This window comes from Nitrincola tibetensis (genome assembly GCF_003284585.1).
GTDB lineage: Bacteria > Pseudomonadota > Gammaproteobacteria > Pseudomonadales > Balneatricaceae > Nitrincola > Nitrincola tibetensis.
The window spans coordinates 187,786-208,783 of sequence record NZ_QKRX01000002.1 but is presented as its reverse complement, the minus strand read 5'-3'; the positions used below and the strand labels follow the sequence as shown (position 1 = coordinate 208,783).

At 46.4% G+C, this 20,998-nt stretch carries 20 protein-coding genes; 10 read left to right on the top strand and 10 right to left on the bottom strand.

Features of this window, described 5'->3' with window-relative positions; all coding sequences use genetic code 11:
• Positions 1 to 4: 4 nt before the first annotated feature.
• From DN062_RS03125 to DN062_RS03100, 6 genes are all read right to left on the bottom strand, one after another.
• Entirely contained in the window at positions 5 to 862 is an 858-nt protein-coding gene (locus DN062_RS03125) for a cytochrome c oxidase subunit 3 (RefSeq protein WP_112157450.1), read from the bottom strand.
• Positions 855 to 1,418: a cytochrome c oxidase assembly protein gene (locus DN062_RS03120; protein ID WP_239995674.1), complete on the bottom strand. Its 564-nt coding sequence runs from the start codon at positions 1,416 to 1,418 to the stop codon at positions 855 to 857. Before DN062_RS03120 ends, DN062_RS03125 begins: the two co-directional genes overlap by 8 nt.
• 13 nt (positions 1,419 to 1,431) lie before the next feature.
• Positions 1,432 to 2,982, bottom strand: a complete 1,551-nt coding sequence (ctaD, locus tag DN062_RS03115; protein ID WP_420811661.1) for a cytochrome c oxidase subunit I — start codon at positions 2,980 to 2,982, stop codon at positions 1,432 to 1,434.
• Positions 2,983 to 3,087: 105 nt separating this feature from the next.
• On the bottom strand, positions 3,088 to 4,233 hold the full coding sequence (gene coxB, locus DN062_RS03110; protein ID WP_112157446.1) for a cytochrome c oxidase subunit II: 1,146 nt from the start codon (positions 4,231 to 4,233) through the stop codon (positions 3,088 to 3,090).
• A 100-nt stretch (positions 4,234 to 4,333) separates the two neighbouring features.
• The gene (locus DN062_RS03105) at positions 4,334 to 4,507 is read right to left on the bottom strand and encodes a DUF2970 domain-containing protein (RefSeq protein ID WP_112157444.1); all 174 of its coding nucleotides are present in this window, start codon (positions 4,505 to 4,507) and stop codon (positions 4,334 to 4,336) included.
• A gap of 70 nt (positions 4,508 to 4,577) precedes the next feature.
• Positions 4,578 to 5,096 carry a retropepsin-like aspartic protease family protein gene (locus DN062_RS03100; protein ID WP_239995673.1) on the bottom strand — a complete coding sequence of 173 codons (519 nt, stop codon included), beginning with the start codon at positions 5,094 to 5,096 and terminating at the stop codon, positions 4,578 to 4,580.
• 301 nt (positions 5,097 to 5,397) lie between these two features.
• On the opposite strand from DN062_RS03100, the gene DN062_RS03095 reads away from it, so the two are divergent.
• Positions 5,398 to 5,595, top strand: coding sequence for a hypothetical protein (locus DN062_RS03095; protein WP_112157442.1), 198 nt, complete (start codon positions 5,398 to 5,400; stop codon positions 5,593 to 5,595).
• 59 nt (positions 5,596 to 5,654) lie between these two features.
• Here DN062_RS03095 and DN062_RS03090 read toward each other — a convergent pair whose 3' ends face one another.
• The 3 genes from DN062_RS03090 to clpS are packed head-to-tail and all read right to left on the bottom strand — an operon-like array spanning position 5,655 to position 9,182.
• Entirely contained in the window at positions 5,655 to 6,530 is an 876-nt protein-coding gene (locus tag DN062_RS03090) for a DMT family transporter (protein WP_112157440.1), read from the bottom strand.
• Positions 6,531 to 6,571: 41 nt separating this feature from the next.
• On the bottom strand, positions 6,572 to 8,833 hold the full coding sequence (gene clpA, locus DN062_RS03085) for an ATP-dependent Clp protease ATP-binding subunit ClpA (protein ID WP_112157439.1): 2,262 nt from the start codon (positions 8,831 to 8,833) through the stop codon (positions 6,572 to 6,574).
• Positions 8,834 to 8,846: 13 nt separating this feature from the next.
• Positions 8,847 to 9,182 carry an ATP-dependent Clp protease adapter ClpS gene (gene clpS, locus DN062_RS03080; RefSeq protein WP_476703531.1) on the bottom strand — a complete coding sequence of 112 codons (336 nt, stop codon included), beginning with the start codon at positions 9,180 to 9,182 and terminating at the stop codon, positions 8,847 to 8,849.
• A gap of 258 nt (positions 9,183 to 9,440) precedes the next feature.
• Between clpS and DN062_RS03075 the strand changes: the two genes are divergently transcribed.
• From DN062_RS03075 to DN062_RS03035, 9 genes are all read left to right on the top strand, one after another.
• Entirely contained in the window at positions 9,441 to 9,653 is a 213-nt protein-coding gene (locus tag DN062_RS03075) for a cold-shock protein (RefSeq protein WP_112157438.1), read from the top strand.
• A gap of 131 nt (positions 9,654 to 9,784) precedes the next feature.
• Positions 9,785 to 10,444 (top strand): pseudouridine synthase, encoded by a 660-nt coding sequence (locus DN062_RS03070; protein ID WP_112157436.1) that lies wholly within the window; start codon positions 9,785 to 9,787, stop codon positions 10,442 to 10,444.
• Positions 10,445 to 10,488: 44 nt separating this feature from the next.
• Positions 10,489 to 11,604, top strand: coding sequence for a tRNA 2-thiouridine(34) synthase MnmA (gene mnmA / locus DN062_RS03065; RefSeq protein WP_112157434.1), 1,116 nt, complete (start codon positions 10,489 to 10,491; stop codon positions 11,602 to 11,604).
• Positions 11,605 to 11,606: 2 nt separating this feature from the next.
• Entirely contained in the window at positions 11,607 to 12,305 is a 699-nt protein-coding gene (gene hflD / locus DN062_RS03060) for a high frequency lysogenization protein HflD (RefSeq protein ID WP_112157433.1), read from the top strand.
• Positions 12,306 to 12,371: 66 nt separating this feature from the next.
• Positions 12,372 to 13,736 (top strand): adenylosuccinate lyase, encoded by a 1,365-nt coding sequence (gene purB / locus DN062_RS03055; RefSeq protein WP_112157431.1) that lies wholly within the window; start codon positions 12,372 to 12,374, stop codon positions 13,734 to 13,736.
• A gap of 6 nt (positions 13,737 to 13,742) precedes the next feature.
• Complete coding sequence (locus DN062_RS03050; RefSeq protein WP_112157430.1) at positions 13,743 to 14,507, top strand: RNA methyltransferase; 765 nt, start codon at positions 13,743 to 13,745, stop codon at positions 14,505 to 14,507.
• A gap of 21 nt (positions 14,508 to 14,528) precedes the next feature.
• Positions 14,529 to 15,710, top strand: coding sequence for a ribosomal protein uL16 3-hydroxylase (locus DN062_RS03045; protein WP_112157428.1), 1,182 nt, complete (start codon positions 14,529 to 14,531; stop codon positions 15,708 to 15,710).
• A gap of 530 nt (positions 15,711 to 16,240) precedes the next feature.
• Entirely contained in the window at positions 16,241 to 17,836 is a 1,596-nt protein-coding gene (locus DN062_RS03040; protein WP_112157426.1) for an isocitrate lyase, read from the top strand.
• A 197-nt stretch (positions 17,837 to 18,033) separates the two neighbouring features.
• Positions 18,034 to 18,729, top strand: coding sequence for a DUF3047 domain-containing protein (locus DN062_RS03035; RefSeq protein ID WP_112157425.1), 696 nt, complete (start codon positions 18,034 to 18,036; stop codon positions 18,727 to 18,729).
• 96 nt (positions 18,730 to 18,825) lie between these two features.
• On the opposite strand, the gene DN062_RS03030 is transcribed toward DN062_RS03035, so the two are convergent.
• Entirely contained in the window at positions 18,826 to 20,985 is a 2,160-nt protein-coding gene (locus tag DN062_RS03030) for an FAD-dependent oxidoreductase (RefSeq protein WP_112157423.1), read from the bottom strand.
• Positions 20,986 to 20,998: the final 13 nt, after the last annotated feature.

The window sequence follows — 20,998 nt, the reverse complement described above, 5'->3', positions numbered from 1 at the left end:
TCCGTTAAAAGACGTACACAAATAGAAACAAGCCGATCCAAACAACATCAACAAAGTGCCAATACCAAGCCCCTGCTTCAAATGCAAAGTGCTGATTTGCACTAAAGTGCCCTCGCCTCACACGAAGCAACATCACCAATAACACAATGGCACCGATGGTGACATGCACGCCATGAAAACCCGTTAATAGAAAGAAGGTAGAACCATAGATACCCGCTTGGAGAGTTAAGCCTAATTGCGTCCAGGCTTCCACGTATTCAATCCCTTGAATCACCAGAAAAACAAACCCCAACACCAACGTGACGATTAACCACCGAGTGAGCTTAGGTCGGTTATCCTCTTTTAACGCATGGTGCGCAATGGTCAGTGTGACGCTAGACGAAACCAACAATAATGTATTGATAAGGGGTAGCGTCCAAGGGTTAATAACCGCATTAGGTCCGCCAATACTGGGATCTGGGGTATTCATTAATGGCCAACTGGCGGTAAAGTCGGGCCACAACAGCGCCGTGATTCCTTTCGCACCTTGCCCATCTAGCCATGGGAGTGCAAAGACACGAATATAAAACAAGGCACCAAAAAAAGCGGCAAAAAACATCACTTCCGAGAAAATAAACCAGCCCATCCCCTGCCGAAATGAGCGATCCATTTGCGCATCATACAAACCGCCCATCGACTCATTGACGACGTCTCTGAACCAGCCGTACATGACCAAAGCAATGCCCACAACACCTGCCAACAAAAAGGGTAAACCAGAGCCATAGCTCATTAAAGAGCCCGCTCCCACTGCGGTTAAACCTAAGACAGCAACAGCAATGATCGGCCATTTACTGGTGGGTGGAACATAATATTGACTACTCACGGTAACCTCCTTGGGCAACCACCTCACTCATGGGGTAAAGGGTATAGGCAAGCGTTAATGTTTGGATGTCCGCTGGTAACGCAGGGTCAACTTGAAAAACCAATGGCAACTCAATGGACTCGCCCCCTTCAAGCCACTGCTCCTGGAAGCAAAAACACTCCATTTTTCTAAAATGCCGAGCCCCTTGTGAAGGGCTCACACTCGGTACAGCTCGACCCGAACTGCGAACATCACTGGTATTGGTAAAACGAAAACGCGCTTGTGCAATTTCACCAGGATGAACTGCAATGACTTGATCTAGAGCCTCTAAACGCCAAGGCAATCCAGTTCCGCTTCGTGTGACCAATTGCACACGAACCCATCGAGTTTCATCACGCCCCTGAGCACTCATCACTTGAGCCGAGGTCGCCGTTTTGCCATTCAACCCTGTGACTTCGCAAAACACGTCATATAAGGGCACAAGCGCAATCGTAAACAACACCATGCCCATCAACGCCCAGAGTGTTTTTCGTACCGTGCGTTTAACGCCCACATCAGAACTCTGTGACTTAGACACAGCGACCTCCCCATTAATGTCGACTCGGAGAATCAACTTCAGGTACAAATTTAGGTGGCGTTTCAAAAGTATGTATCGGTGCAGGACAGGGTACCGTCCACTCCAAACCTTCGGCACCTTCCCATGCTTTGGCGGGTGCTTTTTCACCGCCGCGAATTGCTTTTACTAATACCCAAACAAAAATCAATTGCGAGAAGCCAAACAAGAAACCACCTATGGATGAGATCATATTAAAATCAGCAAACTGCAAGGCATAGTCTGGAATACGACGTGGCATGCCTGCGAGACCTGAAAAATGCATAGGGAAAAAGGTTAAGTTGACGCCAATCACCGATAACCAGAAATGCCAACGCCCTAAGGTTTCATCGGCATAATGGCCTGTCCATTTCGGCATCCAGTAATAGGCTCCTGCTAAAATAGCAAAGAGTGCTCCCGGCACTAACACATAGTGAAAATGGGCCACCACAAAATAGGTATCATGGTATTGGAAATCGGCTGGCACGATCGCAAGCATCACGCCCGATAGACCGCCAATCGTGAACATCACAATAAAGCCAAGTGCAAAGAGCATCGGGACTTCGAAGCTGATCGACCCTCTAAATAAAGTCGCTATCCAGTTAAAGACTTTCACCCCAGTTGGAACCGCGATTAACATGGTGGAATACATGAAAAACAATTCGGCGGTCAACGGAAGCCCCACCGTGAACATATGATGGGCCCAAACAACAAAGGATAACAGCGCAATGGAGGCAGTTGCATACACCATTGACGCATAGCCAAATAAACGTTTGCGCGCAAAGGTAGGGACAATTAATGATACGATACCGAAGGCGGGTAATATCATGATGTACACCTCAGGATGGCCAAAAAACCAGAATAAATGCTGGAATAAAACTGGGTCTCCGCCCCCTGCTGCATCAAAAAAGCTGGTGCCAAAATTTATGTCCAATAACATCATTGTCACGACCCCGGCTAACACAGGCATTACGGCAATTAACAAGAAAGCCGTGATGAGCCAAGTCCAGACAAATAAAGACATGTCCATCAAGCGCATACCGGGTGTGCGCAAGTTTAGAATCGTCGCAATAATGTTAATAGCACCAAGAATAGAGCTTATCCCCGCCAAGTGGATCGACATGATGAAAAAGCTGGTTGATGGCGGCGCATAGGTCGTTGATAAAGGCGCATAGAAGGTCCAACCAAAGTTCGGCCCACCTCCTTCCATTAACAAGGTTGATAATAGGATCCCAAATGCGACGGGCAGTAACCAAAAACTGAAATTATTGAGCCGGGGCAGTGCCATATCCGGCGCACCAATCTGCATGGGAATCATCCAGTTGGCCAGTCCAACAAATGCCGGCATAATCGCGCCGAAAACCATGATCAATCCATGCATCGTCGTCATCTGGTTAAAGAACTCAGGCTGCACATACTGCAACCCGGGTTGAAATAACTCAGCCCGAATAACCAAAGCCATGGATCCACCAACAAACAGCATCAGCAGCGAAAAAAGCAAATATAGGGAGCCTATTTCCTTATGGTTAGTGGTTAATACCCAGCGCATAATGCCCGTTGGCATCTGAGCAGGGTGATGTCCATGCTCAGCAGTACCAACATTTGGCTGAAGAACCGCGTGCGTTGATTCAGATGCCATCTCACTCACCTCTTATTATTGTGAACCCAACAAATCACGGATTTCAGCGGGTTGAACGCTATCGGCAGTATTGTTGCCCCAAGCGTTTCGCTCGTAGGTAATGACTGCGGCCAATTCAGCAGGAGAAAGTGTCGTTCCAAATGCAGGCATTGGTGTACCTGTTTTGCCATAAAGCACAATATCAATATGTGCTTGTCGAGCGCTGGGGTCGATGGAAATTCCAGTCCCAGCTAGCGCAGGGAATATAGGAGGGAGGCCTTTTCCATCCGGTTGATGGCAAGCGGCGCAATAGGTATTGTAGGTACCTTCGCCCCGCTCCATCAACTCACCCAATGCCCACTCCCTGTCTGCACCCTGTGCTTCGGTGATAGCAGCTTCACGCTTGCTTGCCAACCATGCCACATACTCTTCTTCCGACACGGCTTTAACCTCAATCGGCATAAATCCATGGTCACGACCGCACAACTCAGCGCACTGGCCTCGATAGACTCCAGGTTCATCAATTCGCGTCCAAGACTCATTAATAAACCCAGGTATAGCATCCTTTTTAACTGCTAAATCAGGCACCCACCAAGAATGAATAACGTCATTTGCCGTTAACAACAATCGAATCTTTCGACCCACCGGAACCACCATCGGCTCATCGACTTCCACTAAGTAAAAATCGCCTCGCTCTTCTTGGCCATAAATTTGTTCTCTGGGTGTTGATAAATTGCTAAAAAAACTGACATCCTCACCTAAATACTCATAACGCCAACGCCACTGATACCCTGTCACCAAAATATCAATATCTGCATTGCTCGTGTCGTACATCTTTTTTAAAGTAGCGGTGGCCGGAATCGCCATCACCACCAAGATCACCATCGGAATGGCTGTCCACATGACTTCGACAAAGGTATTTTCATGGAAGTGTGCGGATTTAGCGCCTTGAGTACGGCGATACTTAAACAAAGACCAAAACATGACACCAAAGACAATCACCGCAATTGCGATGCAAATCCAAAGAATCGTCATGTGGAGATGAAAGACTTCCTGACTTATGTCCGTAACGCCCATCGGCATATTCCAACCCGATGAGGTATTAATTGAAGACGCATGAACATTGCCAATTAATGGCAATAACGCAAATCCGAGAAATGCCGCGATTGTAAGCCGGATCATCACTCCCTCCTTTTATTGTTATCAATCAGGAAATGAAGCCAAACATGTTGAATGCATTGAGTCTAAGACAGGAATCTAGAACGCGCAAAAAAATAATTGATTATTTTGCAGCCAGATGCGCAACGAGTGCGACCAAGAGAACAAAGATGATTGTCATCACAATGCCTACCCCTACATAGGGCCAAGGCGATGAGCGTTGAAAATCTTTACGCCGATTTTGATCCGATTGCACGCCAAAAAAAGCAGCGAGCACCGATTTAATGATGTCTAACATAGCAAGTCACCACTCAGTCTGAGAGTAGACTTGAGTATTACCCACGGAATAGTAAAGCGCAAAGTGTCGACTAAGGTAGTTTAAGCACCAATACACCTGCGCGTTGATTAATCTCGAGATTACGCATGAAGCTCATCCCTAACAAAACAATATCTGACGACATATGGGGATTGATATGGCCTTCGACCAACTGCATTTGAATTCCACCGAGCTGGACTGTGTTGAGCTGTGTCTGATACACCGAAACAATTCCGTTCGCAGTACTGACTCTCACTGTTCGTCCAGGTTTAAGACCAACCTTCTTTGCGACTCCCTCAGGCACACTAACAGTTGTTGCTCCTGTGTCTAATAAAAAGGTAACGGGGTGCCCATTGATAAACCCAGGAGCGATATAATGGCCGTTTCGATTGCTTTGCAATACCACTTCGGAGCCTACTTCAAGATCGATAACGGCCAAATTACGATTAGGATTATTACGCTGATCTAAATATCCCGAGAAGTATAAAGACAATAGAACCAACAACATGATCCAAAATGCGGCTTGAAAAAACCGTGTCATTCGATGTTGTGTTGATGCGGATTCGGCCACCTGAACTCCTAGTCAAAACTATGAATTAAACTCTAGGGATTGCATTGAAATAGATCAAGCAACAAACTAAGTGTAAATCCACCAAACGATTGTCTGTTAGCAATCTAGATGGGCGATACTATGGTTATGTTGATTAGAATGCATTTTAAGTATTTCGTTCGATTTTTTTGCTCTGATAGACCTATGTCAGATCGAGACCAACATAGCATTCCAAAACGAAGACGACTGCCTGATTTATTGAGATAAAAAAACATATAGTTCGACCTAACAAATATCTCCAACAAAAGAGACATAGAGAAGTATGAATCAAAAAGAAATAGATTTTTTTCGTCCAAAACATAGACGCATTTTAGCCATTCTTCTATGCTTATTTTGGACAGCAGTTGAATGGTTAACGGGTGCTTATTTTTGGGCTGTCATTGCATCCGCTCTCAGTGCTTATGCCTATTGGAGCTTTTTTTATACGTTTGATGAAAAAGCAAACACTGATAAAAGTTAGTTATTTTGTGTTTGGTTTCACTCTCATCAAGAATTCATGATGAGAGTGAAAAGCACTTATTAAGCCGGTCGTCCCAGCAACAATCGCCAACGACTCACAAGCAAAGCACTGAAAATTAAACAACAGCCGAGTAACTGTATCCCCGTCATCGATTCAGCAAACCAATAAACGCCTAAGATTGAGGCCCATACCGGCTCCAATGTCATAATCACAGCCGCATGACTGACAGGCGCCATGCCCTGAGCTTTGACCTGAATAAAAAATCTCATACAAGTACCAATCAAGATACTCGCCGCGAGCCAACCCAATAACGATTGACTAGGCCAACTGGGAGCCGATTCAAACGCCAAAGATCCTAACAAACCAATAATCCCGGTTACCGACAACTGAATAGCGGTCAATGGCCAAACAGGGAGTTTGGCAGCAAATCGACTGTTCAAGTTAAAGTGTAACGAGAAAAGCAGTGCCGAAGCCAAAAAGAATAGATCCGACGTTGACAGGGAAAAGCCGCCTTCAATGCGCAGAAAAACCAAGCCAATCAGCGCAATACCCATCGCCACCCAGGTGCTACGAGCTGCCTTTTCGCCGAACAGGAGGCGTCCAACAATCGGTATAAATACGACCGCTAAACTTGTCAAAAAAGCCCCTACTCCCATGTTATCAGCAAAGAACAAGCCCATAATCCAAAACATCATGGCGATCCCCATGACGCAACCTGTCAAGAGCGCTCTTCGCCAGGCTTGAGGTGAGAAGGTGCGTAAGCGACTCCATCCAGGAATCGCTAACAAAAGACCTGCACCTAAAAAACGAACACCGATAAAAAACAATGGCTCCATGCCATTTAACGCTTCACGAGAGAATACCCAACTGATTGCTGCCAGCAATGTTACCAACACTAACAGCAAGTCAGAGCGTATCGATTGTTGTGTGACCATGTATGCCCTTACGGCGACTCCCTATAGGTCTGTCATTGGAATTAAGCTTCTGCCATTTCACAGGTTAAACAAATTTCAGAACCACAGACATCAATGCGAACCTCACCACCGCCCTCTGACAACTCACCAAACAATATCATTTCAGCCAAAGGCTTTTTGATTTTTTCTTGGATCAAGCGACGCATGGGCCTAGCCCCCATTTTGTCATCGTAGCCATGCTCTGCCAGCCAACTGCGAGCCGCTTCGGATACATCAAGCACCACAGCTTTATCATCTAATTGAGCTTGCAATTCCGTTAAGAATTTATCTACCACACCCTTAATAATATCCAAGGATAAAGGCTTAAATTGAACGACTGCATCCAAGCGATTGCGGAATTCAGGGCTAAACAGACGCTTAATTGCTTCCATACCGTCAGTCGCATGGTCTTGCTTACTAAACCCGATGGAAGGACGCCCCATGGCCTCTGCTCCAGCATTGGTAGTCATGACTAATACCACATTTCTGAAATCAGCTTTACGACCATTATTATCCGTCAAGGTGCCGTTATCCATCACTTGCAGCAGGATATTGAAGACTTCAGGATGTGCTTTTTCAATTTCATCTAACAACAACACACAATGAGGTGTTTTGGTAATGGCTTCGGTCAGCAAACCACCTTGGTCAAAGCCCACATACCCTGGCGGCGCACCAATCAAGCGCGATACGGTATGTCGTTCCATGTACTCAGACATATCAAATCGAACCAACTCAATCCCTAAAATACGCGCCAACTGGGACGTGACTTCAGTTTTACCTACACCTGTTGGACCTGCAAGCAAGAAGGAGCCTACAGGCTTATTGGGCTCTTTTAATCCGGCACGAGACAACTTGATCGCAGCCGACAGCGTATCAATGGCCTCATCTTGACCCAGCACCACCATTTTGAGGTTGCTATCCAGCTTTTTAAGCTGATCTTTATCGGAAGCTGAGACACTTTTTGGCGGAATGCGCGCTATTTTTGCCACAATCGCTTCGATTTCAGGAACATCAATCACTTTCTTGCGATTTTCAGGTTTCTGCAAACGTTGATAGGCACCACTCTCATCAATAACATCGATCGCCTTGTCTGGCATATGCTTGTCATTAATATAACGATCTGCCAATTCCGCAGCCGATTTTAGTGCAGCATCGGTGTACTCAACTTCATGATGTTCTTCAAAACGTGAACGTAAGCCCTTGAGAATTTGATAAGTATCCGCAACGCTAGGTTCAAGAACATCAACTTTCTGGAAACGTCGTGCTAAGGCACGATCTTTTTCAAAAATTCCTCTAAATTCTTGGAAGGTCGTTGAACCAATGCAACGTATTTCACCAGAACTGAGTAAAGGCTTGAGAAGATTGGACGCATCCATTGAACCACCCGAGGCGGCTCCTGCACCAATGATGGTGTGAATTTCGTCAATAAACAGGACTGATTTGGGTTGATGCCGAATCTCATTAAGCAAATTTTTCAGGCGCTTTTCAAAATCGCCACGGTATTTTGTACCAGCTAACAACGCCCCTAAATCCAGTGAGTAAACAACACTATCAGCAATGATATCCGGTACTTGTTTTTCAACGACAAGTTTCGCCAAACCTTCGGCAATGGCTGTCTTACCCACACCGGCTTCACCCACCAGTAAAGGGTTGTTTTTACGGCGGCGTGACAATATCTGTACGACTCTTTCTACTTCATGATCACGACCAACCAGAGGATCAATACGTCCCAAAATTGCTTGCTGGTTCAGATTAACGGCATAGAGTGATAGAGCACTCTGTCCTTTTTCGGCACTTTCATTACCTTCAGACTCGTCGTTGTTGCGTTGTTCAGACTGCTCGTTTCCGCCCACCTTAGAAATGCCATGGGAAATAAAATTAACAATATCCAAGCGTTCAATACCCTGCTGTTGCAATACATACACAGCATGACTTTCTTGCTCACTAAAGATGGCCACCAACACATTCGCGCCGTTGACATCAGACTTACCAGACGACTGCACATGGAAAACAGCTCGCTGCAACACTCTTTGAAAACCGAGAGTGGGTTGCGTTTCCATGGAGGCAAATGTATCTGACAAAATAGGGGTGGTTTCATCAATAAAATTTTGCAACTGACTGCGCAGACGCGGAAAATCAGCACCGCAGGCCATCAAAACCTCAGCCGCTTCACGATTATCCAACAACGCCAATAGCAGATGCTCAACCGTCATAAACTCATGACGCTTATCTCTTGCTGCCCGAAAGGCAGCGCTCAATGAATCTTCCAGTTCACGATTTAACATGACGGCTACCTCTCTAGACCTGCTCTACTTGACATAATAAAGGATGTTTGTTGGCTTGAGCGTATTGGGTCACTTGTGCCGCCTTGGTCTCGGCAACATCACGTGTGTACACCCCACAAACACCCTTACCTTGTTGATGAACGGCCAACATGATTTGAGTGGCTTTTTCTTCATCAAGATTGAAAAATACCATAAGCACCTCAACCACAAAGTCCATAGGCGTGTAGTCATCATTTAACAACACCACCTTATACATAGGTGGCTTCTTCAGTTTAGGCTTTGTTTCCGCCGTTGCCAATTGACCATCAGAATCTTGGTCGAACGTGTCTCCATCATCTTGGTGTGCCATTACATCTTCCATCTTACTATCGTTATGCATATCACACTCAAAGTCATCATTAAACATAAATTTTGGACTTAGTTCTTTTGTTGGATATCTTTTACGTAATATAATTCAACCCGCAGGAGTGGTATTTAGTATCAGCAGTCCCTGCATGGATGTAAAGACGCGTATCCAGTTTCTTTTAAAACTGTTACTGCTTACGTGTTAAATGTTGAGTTCAGGTCAATCATAGGCCTGAAAAAAAGGGATATTGGGGAGCTAGTTATGAAGACAGGCAAGGTCAAGTGGTTTAACAATTCAAAAGGGTATGGTTTTATCCTTTCAGAATCCTGCGATGAAGAATTGTTTGCACACTTTTCTGCAATTTTATCAGATGGTTATAAAAGTCTGAAAGCTGGACAAGACGTCCAGTTCGAAACTAAGGAGGGCCCAAAAGGATTGCATGCCATCAATATTCGTCTCTTAGAACCTCAGTAATCTGTTAGCTTTTATGAGATAGCAAACACAAAATCTTGTCCTATTTATATATTAATAGGACTTGATAGTTGTATGTGTTTGCCGCATTGCTTACCCTAAGACATCGTCTTAACGGATTCGTTTGTGCTGCCATGTCTAAAATTCTTTTATTCAACAAGCCCTATCAGGTTTTAAGTTGCTTTACGGATCCAGAGGGCCGATCCACGCTATCCGATTTTATTCCCGTTCCAAATGTATATGCAGCCGGACGCTTAGACTATGATTCTGAAGGTTTACTGTTACTCACTCAAGATGGCGCGCTGCAACAGAAACTAACTCATCCTCGTTTCAAACTGCCAAAAACCTATTGGGTTCAGGTTGAAGGTGTGCCCAACGACGCCGCACTTGAGCAACTGCGCAAAGGCGTCATGTTAAAAGATGGCATGACACTTCCCGCCGAGGTTCGCCCCCTATCCGATCCCGACCTTTGGCCACGAAACCCTCCGATTCGTGAACGCAAACATCTGCCAACCTCTTGGATTGAACTGATTATTCACGAAGGGCGAAATCGGCAAGTCAGACGTATGACCGCCGCGGTTGGTTTTCCAACCCTTAGGCTCATTCGCTATGCAATAGGCCCATGGTCGCTAACAAGTCTGCAACCTGGTCAATGGCTAACCACCCACGTCAACTTACCTTCATCAGACGGTAGAAGTTCTGAAGCAACAGCGCACACAAAACGTCTTTCATCCCACAAGCCTGGTCCAGGCTCCCGCAAAAGCGCTAAGAAGCAGAGCACACCCGGAAAATAACTGGTATAATATTCGCTTTATTTTGACAAAGATTACGGCGAGAAATGACTGATCTTTCACAAACCAAAGTGATTGTGGGTATGTCTGGGGGTGTCGACTCTTCAGTTTCGGCTTTGTTGCTGTTGCAACAAGGCTATCAGGTTGAAGGCCTGTTTATGAAAAACTGGGACGAAGACGACGGGACCGAGTACTGCACGGCCAAAGACGATCTAGCTGATGCTCAGGCCGTTTGCAACACACTTGGTATTCCACTTCATACGGCTAATTTCGCAGCAGAGTACTGGGATAACGTCTTTGAACATTTTTTAGCTGAATATAAAGCCGGACGCACACCCAATCCGGATATTTTATGTAACCGCGAAATCAAGTTTAAAGCCTTTTTGGAATATGCTCAATTTTTAGGTGCTGACTTAATCGCCACAGGCCATTATGTCCGTCGCGCGGACGTCAATGATCGCACGTACCTCCTTAAAGGCCTCGACGGCAATAAAGATCAAAGCTATTTCTTGCATTTAGTGGGTGAAGAGCAACTCAGGCTCAGTCTTTTTCCAGTCGGTGAACTGGAAAAATCTGACGTGCGCGCATTAGCTGAACAACACGGGCTCATCACGCACAATAAAAAAGACAGCACGGGCATCTGTTTCATCGGTGAACGTCGCTTCAAAGACTTTCTTCAGCAGTACCTCCCCGCTCAACCGGGTAAAATTGAAACACCCGAAGGGATTGTTATCGGCGAACACACAGGCCTCATGTATTACACCATCGGCCAACGCCAAGGGCTTGGCATTGGTGGCTTAAAAGACTTCTCTGAGGAGCCTTGGTTTACCTGTAATAAAGACCTGGATCGTAATGTTCTAATAGCCGTACAGGGCCAGCAGCATTCGTTACTTTACTCTGAATGGCTAACCTGCAGTGACATTTTTTGGATTAATGGTTCTGAAATGGAACTGCCTTTACGCTGCAAAGCAAAGGTTCGTTATCGCCAAAGTGATCAGGCTTGTCTGATTGAAAAACAAGAAAACGGTTCTTTTTTAGTCACATTTGATGAACCACAACGCGCTGTTACGCCGGGTCAATCCGTTGTATTTTATCAGGATGATACCTGCTTGGGCGGCGCTGTTATTGAAACCACTAGTCGTAGTTTAAGTAGGGTCAGCTAAGCATGTCACGACAGCATGATGAACAAGTAATTGCGCTTGCCGGTGTTTTTCAAGCCGCCAACCTCGTCAGCCAGATTGCACGCCGCGGGATGGTGCCACAAAATAGCTTTGAAACCAGTATCGCCAGTTTATTTATCACCAATCCTGACCTTACCGAAGATATCTTTGGTGGCGTCAGAGATATCCCCTTTAACTTAAGTGTGGGCCTTCGTTCCTTACAAGAGCTGTGTGATAAGCAAAAATCAGAACAAAATGCCGACATGATGCGTTATGCGCTGAGCGCGATACATTTAGAGCGAAAACTAAATGATCGCCCAGATATGCTGCAAACAATTGGTCAGCGCCTTGAGGGTTTACAAACAAAAGCACGGTATTTTAACCCTGATTTATCCGAGCCTTCTGAGACAGAGATCGATCAAGGTGCGTCGTTTAATCCATCCCAATACACACATAGTAATGTGATTGCGGGCCTTGCCTCACTTTACCAAGACACACTGAGCACCTTTAGTTTTCGTGTACAGGTTGGTGGTGATCCAAGACACCTGCAAAATCCTGACAATGCCGCTAAAATTCGTGCGTTATTATTAGCCTCTGTTCGTGCAGCCATGCTGTGGCGTCAGGTCGGTGGAAAACGCTGGCATTTGTTTTTCTTTAAATCCCGTGTGCGTCCTTCTTTAAAAAGAATTATGGCTAAGCACTAATCCTGTAGCTGATTAGTCTTGCCCGCACAAAGACTTTATAACTGTTAAGTAAGTGAGATCGTATTCATGGAGCTTTCTGCCCTAACCGCTATATCCCCTGTCGATGGTCGCTACGGTAGCAAAACCGCAGACCTACGTTCATTTTTCAGCGAATATGGCCTGATCCGCTTTCGTGTCGAAGTGGAAATCCGTTGGTTACAGCAACTCGCGGCGCATCCTCAAATCGATGAAGTTCCAATCTTAAGCCAAGAAGCTAACACTCTATTAAACCAGATTGTCAGCGACTTCAATGAAACAGACGCCGCTCGCATCAAAGCGATTGAAAGCCGCACCAACCATGACGTAAAAGCGGTTGAATACTTCATTAAAGAAAAAATCAGCAGCAATGCCGAACTCAATAGCATCACCGAGTTTGTGCACTTTGCCTGCACCTCTGAAGATATCAACAACCTCTCTCATGCACTGATGCTTAAAAATGGCACTGCATTGCTGTTGGATCAAATGCGCGCGGTTACGGAAGCAATCGTTAAGTTGGCTCACCAGCATGCCGAACTCCCCATGCTGTCACGTACACACGGCCAAACTGCATCGCCCACCACTGTTGGTAAAGAAATGGCGAATGTGGCCTACCGCTTACAACGCCAAATTAAACAAATTGAAGCCGTTGAGTTTCTGGGTAAAATCAATGGCGCGGTCGGCAACTACAATGCTCATCTAAGCGCTTACCCAACCATCGATTGGGCTGCCAATGCAAAAAGTTTTATCGAAGGCCTAGGTTTATCCTTTAACCCCTTTACCACTCAAATCGAACCCCACGATTACATTGCAGAACTCTTTGATGCCGTATGCCGTTTCAACACGATCTTAATTGATTTTGATCGTGATGTTTGGGGCTATATTTCACTGGGTTACTTCAAGCAAAAAACCGTCGCTGGCGAAGTGGGCTCATCCACCATGCCACATAAAGTGAATCCAATCGACTTTGAAAACTCAGAAGGTAATTTAGGCATCGCTAACGCGATCATGCAGCATTTAGCACAAAAACTGCCTATTTCAAGATGGCAGCGTGACCTAACCGACTCGACCGTGTTGCGCAACTTAGGTGTGGGCTTTGGTCACAGTTTAATTGCATATCAAGCCAGCTTAAAAGGCATTTCAAAACTCGAAGCTAACCCACAACGCTTGCATGAAGATTTAGACAATGCTTGGGAGGTCTTGGCTGAACCCATCCAAACCGTAATGCGTCGCTATGCAATTGAAGAGCCTTATGAAAAACTCAAAGACCTGACACGCGGTCAAGCCATGACACGCGACACCCTTCAAGCCTTTATTGCGACGCTTGAAATTCCAGAGTCAGCCAAAACTGAGTTATTGGCACTAACACCGAGTACATATATTGGCAACGCGATATCGCAAGCAAAAGGAATCTAAGCGGCTATGCTGGACAACATCCGTATCGTTCTTGTTGAAACCTTTCATCCAGGTAACATAGGTGCGGTTGCCCGTGCGATGAAAAACATGGGCTTAAGCCAGCTGTATTTGGTCCAGCCTCGGGTCTTTCCAGACCCTGAGGCCACCTCCCGAGCAGCCGGTGCGAAAGATTTGCTGGAGTCAGCTCAGGTTGTAAGCTGTCTCGACGAAGCCATCGCTGACTGCCAATTGATTGTGGGCACCAGCGCTCGCGAACGCACCTTCAATCTCCCCTTGCTCGATTTAGAAGCGGCGGCATCACTCATCCACCAGGAAGCACATTCAGGGCAGATCGCAATACTGTTTGGCCGAGAAACGATGGGCTTAAACAATGCAGAAATGCTGGCATGTAATCGCCACCTGTATATAGATGCCAATCCCGAGTATCCCGTTTTAAATATAGCCCAGGCAGTTCAACTCGTATGTTACGAGCTTTTTAGAACCTACAAAACACCTCAGCAAACTCCAATTGCTGATGCCCCCTATGCACGTCAATCGGAAATGGTGTTGTTCTACGAACACCTAGAAAAGGTGCTGCGACAAACACAATTCATTATTCCTCAACATGAGGGACGCGTTCTCGATAAGATAAAGCGCTATTTTAATCGCTCCCGTCCTGAACGTACTGAACTCAGCATTCTCAGAGGTATTTTGAATTCAGTTGAAGAGAGCCTAGAGCGCAACCAACACCCTTCGCACTCAACGCACTCCAATGATGATCAAGCCTCTTAACCCTGTCTGGACTCTACTCATATGACACCCAACTACCCGCTCGGCAACATGAGCGCAGAAGAATTTTTGCGCGATTACTGGCAAAAGAAACCCTTAGTAATCCGCAATGCTTTAGCAGAGATGCCACCTCCAATCGAGCCTGACGAGTTAGCGGGATTGGCATGCGAAGAGGACGTAGAGTCTCGACTGATCAGCTTTAATCCGTCATTGGATCAATGGTCTATGCGCCATGGCCCCTTCAGTGACGAAGACTTTGCACAACTCCCCCCCTCGGGTTGGACACTCCTCGTGCAAGGCGTTGATCATTGGTCTCCTGAGGCGAACGCCCTTCTGCGTCGCTTCTCCTTTGTACCCAACTGGCGTGTAGACGATCTAATGATCAGCTACGCCACAGACGGTGGCGGTGTCGGACCTCATTACGACAATTACGATGTATTTCTGATACAAGTGAAAGGAAAACGTCGCTGGGAAGTCGGCGGGTTATTTGATGAGCATTCACCACGTCGCGAAGATGCACCCGTCATGATTCTTCCTGAATGGGAAGCACAAGAAAGCTATGTATTGGAGCCTGGCGATATTCTCTACTTACCGCCGAGAGTGGGCCACAATGGAATTGCGATAGGCGATGATTGCATGACCTGCTCCGTTGGTTTCAGAGCGCCTGCTCATCACGAAATATTACGCAGCTTTACGGATTATATTGGCGAACGCCTTGGTCATGATGCCCGCTACAGCGATCCGGATCTTACCTTGCAAACCGAACCGGGTGAAATCAGCCATGATGCCCTCAATAAAGTGCGTGCAACCCTACTTGAATGTCTAGACCAACCTGACCTCCTCGCGAAATGGTTCGGTGAGTGGATTACTGAACCTAAGTATCCTCTTTATGCTGAAACAGATGCCGATCCCTTCTCTCTGGATGACATTCGTGCATTTTTAGAAGAGGGTGGCGTCCTAGCGCAAAACGAAGGAAGCCGCTATTCATTCATAGAATCAGAGACTGTTACGCATTTATTTGTGGATGGTAAACACTACGCACTGGACACGCCAGATAGCCGACGTTTAGCCAAACGTCTTTGCCATCCTGAGCCTTTATTAGGCGATGACGTAAATGCTGCAGATGCACAATCAGTAACGCTCTTGTCTGACTTGATTTTAGCGAATTCACTTTACAGTCAAGATGACCTCGACGCATCAGAATAAACATTCCTAACAAATTTATTCATACATATCTTTTTTGTTCACTGTTGTCGCCATTGAAGACGACAGTGGACAATCCCCCTTACCCCTTTGACCTACGACCAAAGGATCACAACTTTGGTATAAAAAGCTTTAAAATCATGTATTTTGCTTAATTTAACTCTATTTTGTAGTCGCTTTCATTAAGATCTTTTTGAAATATTAAAATATTTTTTAATAACTAAAATTCTTGTAAATTGCTGTTTATTTAAAAACTTTATTCAATCGATTCCTTTCCACTATCCTCGACTTGAGCCCTGAATTTACTCACTTTTTACACCAAAACTGTCCCTGTAAAATTGTAGTATTTTTACATTTCCGACAGGATGAAGCGTGTAGTCATACTACAGCCATGCTGCTATGCACAAAATTAGCTTTGACAGTCAAGGCCGAGCAACGCATTATTGATTTCAACGGAGCCGAGAGGAACGACTCTCTCGCGCAGATGTAAAGATTCCATGTTCCTCAACCGATAATTTTGAGAAGGAAAATCCATGTCTAGCATCAATAAAGATATAGATTCTATTGCTACCTTGGCTAAAGAGTTTGGTCCTGCGTACGAAGGTATCAACCCAGAATACGCAGCTCGCATGCGTGCCCAAAACCGCTTCAAAACCGGTCTAGACATTGCTCAGTATACTGCAGACATCATGCGCCGCGACATGGCTGAGTACGATGCTGATAGCTCGGCGTACACTCAGTCTCTTGGCTGCTGGCATGGTTTTATCGGTCAACAAAAACTGATCGCAATCAAAAAGCATTTCGGCACCACGAACAAGCGCTACCTCTACCTGTCTGGTTGGATGATTGCTGCTCTTCGTTCTGAGTTTGGTCCATTACCTGACCAATCTATGCACGAGAAAACCTCAGTACCTGCTTTGATCGAAGAGCTTTACACTTTCCTTCGTCAAGCGGATGCTCGTGAAATGGGTGGCTTATTCCGTCAACTAGATGCCGCTCGTGCAGCAGGTAACGCAGCTGAAGAGAAAGCGATTCAAGACAAAATCGACAACTTCCAAACGCATGTTGTCCCAATCATCGCCGACATCGATGCAGGTTTCGGTAACGAAGAAGCCACTTACCTGTTGGCTAAGAAAATGATCGAAGCAGGTGCTTGTGCGATTCAGATCGAGAACCAAGTATCAGACGAGAAGCAATGCGGACACCAAGACGGTAAAGTAACCGTTCCACATGCTGACTTCTTAGCTAAGATCCGTGCTGTTCGCTACGCGTTCTTAGAGCTTGGCATTGACAATGGTATCATCGTTGCGCGTACTGACTCCTTAGGTGCTGGCTTAACCAAGCAAATCGCAGTAACAAACGAGCCTGGCGACTTGGGTGATAAGTACAACAGCTTCTTAGATGGTGACTACATCAACAGCGCTGAAGACATTGCCAATGGTGATGTGGTTGTTAAAGCCAACGGCAAGCTGCTCAAGCCTAAGCGTCTAGCGTCTGGTTTGTTCCAGTTCAAGCCTGGCTCAGGTGTTGATCGTGTGGTTCTTGACTGTGTGACCTCTTTGCAAAACGGTGCAGATCTACTTTGGATCGAAACTGAGAAGCCTCACGTTGGTCAGATCAAAGAAATGGTTGATCGTATCCGTGAAGAAGTGCCAAATGCGAAGCTGGTTTACAACAACAGCCCATCCTTCAACTGGACACTGAACTTCCGTCAGCAAGTGTTTGATGCGATGGCAGCTGAAGGTAAAGATGTTTCTAGTTACGACCGCGCCAACCTAATGAGCGTTGAGTACGATGAATCTGAATTGGCGATCGAAGCTGACAACCGTATCCGTACGTTCCAAGCAGACGCAGCTCGCGAAGCAGGCATCTTCCACCACCTGATCACACTGCCAACTTACCACACAGCTGCGTTGTCAACTGACAACCTAGCGAAAGAGTACTTCGGTGCCGCTGGTATGTTGGGCTACGTAGAAGGCGTTCAGCGCAAAGAGATCCGTCAAGGTATCGCTTGTGTTAGACACCAAAACATGGCTGGATCTGACATGGGTGACGATCACAAAGAGTACTTCTCTGGTGATGCTGCACTGAAAGCGTCTGGTAAAGACAACACGATGAACCAGTTCTAATCTGACTCAATAACCCCTTGTTGAAAAGGGGTTATCAAAATGCGTTTCGTGCCACTCTAGTGTCCTTAAACGCTTAAGAACCGCACCCCTCTTCAAAAGATGGTGCGGTTTTTTATTTGTGATTCTTTTTTCTAATCACGTAAGAAATCGCTACTTCATGACACTAAACTGAGAAAGGTTAAGCCTTGGAGGCTATTATGAAGTTTAGTTGTTTTACAATCGGTTTCCTCATCAGCCATATGGTTGCATCAGCTGCCCTAGCCGCTGAGCTGCCACCGTTCTTTTCCACATCTGGGTTAGATGGCTGGAAGACAGAGAAATTCAGTGGGCAAACACACTATCAAATCGTAACAGCGGGTGACCAAAAAGTACTGGCCGCTCACACTCAACATGCAGCATCAGGTCTTGGCTGGGAGGGAGAGATCAATTTATCAGAAACACCTTGGTTGCACTGGTGCTGGCGCGTTAGCAATACTTACTCTAGCATTGATGAAAGATCAAAAGCGGGCGATGACTATCCCGCACGAGTTTACGCTGTTGCACGAACAGGTCGCCTACCTTGGCAGGTTCAAGCACTTAATTATGTGTGGGCCAGTGAACAACCTAAAGGGGCAGATTGGCCTAATGCATTTACATCACGTGCTCATCTACTGGCACTCCAGTCCGGCAATACAAAGCTAAATCAGTGGGTGGCGGAAAGCCGTCATCTAACGCAGGATTTCCAACGCTACTTTGACAACCCGAATCCACGGGTTATCGCCTTAGCCTTGATGAGCGACAGCGATAACGCCGGTGGTGAAGCAAAGGCGTGGTATTCCGATCTTATCTTGTCAGCCACAGCGGATCACTCAGGCTGTCCAACTGATGATCCAGATTACTTAGGCGAAGAATAATAGCCAGCTGAGCAACCATCGACTGACAGTTGCTCCACCAGCACAAACGAGACTAAAACTATTTTTCCCACCCCATCACTTTATCGAACGCCTCTCTTACTTAAGCCGCCACTGATGAAATTTTTGCAGCCAACCTAACACCGTCTCGGGTGCATGGGCTTTTTTCCAATTGCCTGCCGCAAATTTGTTCGCTTCTGTCATGGTTGGATAAATATGAATCGTACCCAGTAATTTATTCATCCCCAGTCCATGTTTCATGGCGAGTACAAACTCGGCAATCAAATCACCCGAGTGAGGGCCCACTAACGTCACACCTAAAATTTTATCTTTCCCTTGCTGTGTTAAGACTTTCACAAAGCCATAGGCCTGACCATCGGCGATGGCACGATCAAGATCATCGATACCATAGGTGGTGACTTCATAATCGATGCCCTGCTCTTTAGCCTCTTGTTCATTTAAACCGACTCGGGCCACTTCAGGATCGGTGAATGTCGCCCATGGAAGAAAGCGATAGTCCACTGCAAACTTTTTAAAATCACCGAACAACGCATTCACTGTGGCATGCCAGGCCTGATGCGAAGCAGCATGGGTAAACTGAAAGGGACCTATTAAGTCACCACAGGCAAAAATATTGGGGTAAATCGTCTGCAAATAGTTGTTAGTATCGAGAGTATCGAGCGTTTTAGCCTCTTCAGGTAACAGTCCCAACTCTTCAAGACCATAACCCCTGAGTCTTGGTTTTCGGCCTACGGCAATGACAACACGATCAAATTCAATAGAGACTTCTTCTCCAGCCACTTTCTGGGCAATCAGGTATTTTTTATCGCCAGTGACTTCAAACCGTAACGCTTGATGCTGCAAACGAAGATCCACCCCTTCTTGACGAAAATGCTGCATCACCAACTGACTGGCGTCTTCATCTTCACGTGCCATCAAGCGTTCACCGCGTTCCACTTGCGTCACCTGAGATCCCAAACGTTGAAAAGCTTGCGTTAATTCACAACCGATAGGCCCGCCACCCAGCACTAACAAGCGTTTAGGCAGGTCGCGTAACTGCCACAGGTTATCAGACGTGAGATAGTCTACTTTGTCTAACCCCGGAAGGTCGGGTACAAAGGGCTCTGCTCCCGTTGCCAGAATAATGCTGCGGGTAGTGACACGCTGCATTTCGCCAGTATTCAACGTAATCTCTACTTCCCAAGGCGAGATGAGTTTCGCGCTACCCTGGCGCACATCGACACCTAATCCGGTAAAACGCTCTACCGAATCATGAGGTTCGATCTCAGCGATCACCGCATGAATACGATCCATCACGGCAGCAAAATCGACCTCCGGTTGTTGGCTTTTCAAACCATAGTGATCAGCGTGACGCATTTCATGCGCCAGTTTCGCTGAACGAATCAGGGCTTTTGAGGGCACACAGCCCGTATTCAGACAGTCACCACCCATTTGGTGCTTTTCAACCAGTACCACCTTGGCTTTCACGGCCGCGGCAATGTAAGCCGAGACCAAACCACCACTGCCAGCACCGATCACCACTAAATTGGTATCGAAGTGCGCCGGTTTTTTCCACTGGCGTAACGCTTGGCGACTTTTATAGATCTCCAGTGCTTTGCGGGCCAGCAACGGGAATACACCCAACAGGACGAAGGCGCCCAAGAGTTGAATGGATAAAATATCACTCGGTGACTGAAGTTGTGCAAGCTGAGTGCCGGCATTGACATAGACCGCCGTACCGACCAGCATTCCCACCTGACTCACCCACCAAAAGGTCCAGATTTTCATCCGTGTCAAACCCATCGCCAGATTGATCACAAAGAAAGGAAATGCCGGCACTAGGCGAAGTGCAAACAGATAAAAGGCACCTTCCCGTTCAACACCGTCATCCAGCTTTTTCATGCTATGGCTAAATCTCTGTTTGACCCAATCGCGTAGAAAAAAACGCGACACCAGCATCGCCAGAGTTGCGCCCAGCGTCGAGGCAAAGGATACCAATAACAGTCCCCAGCCTAAGCCGAAGATCGCACCACCAGCGAGTGTCATAATCGCAGCCCCTGGAAGGGACAGGGCAGTCACACCGACGTAAATCAAGAGGTAAACAACACTCACCATTAGGGGTTGAGCGTCTCTCATCGCCATCAGGTTAGCCTGCTGCTGTTTGAGGTTGTCAAAGGTTAACGCATCTAGCCAACCAAGCTGCCAAACCACTAACACGGCTAAGACTAACCCAGCCAGTAATACGACTTTCTTATTCATTGATCACACCTTA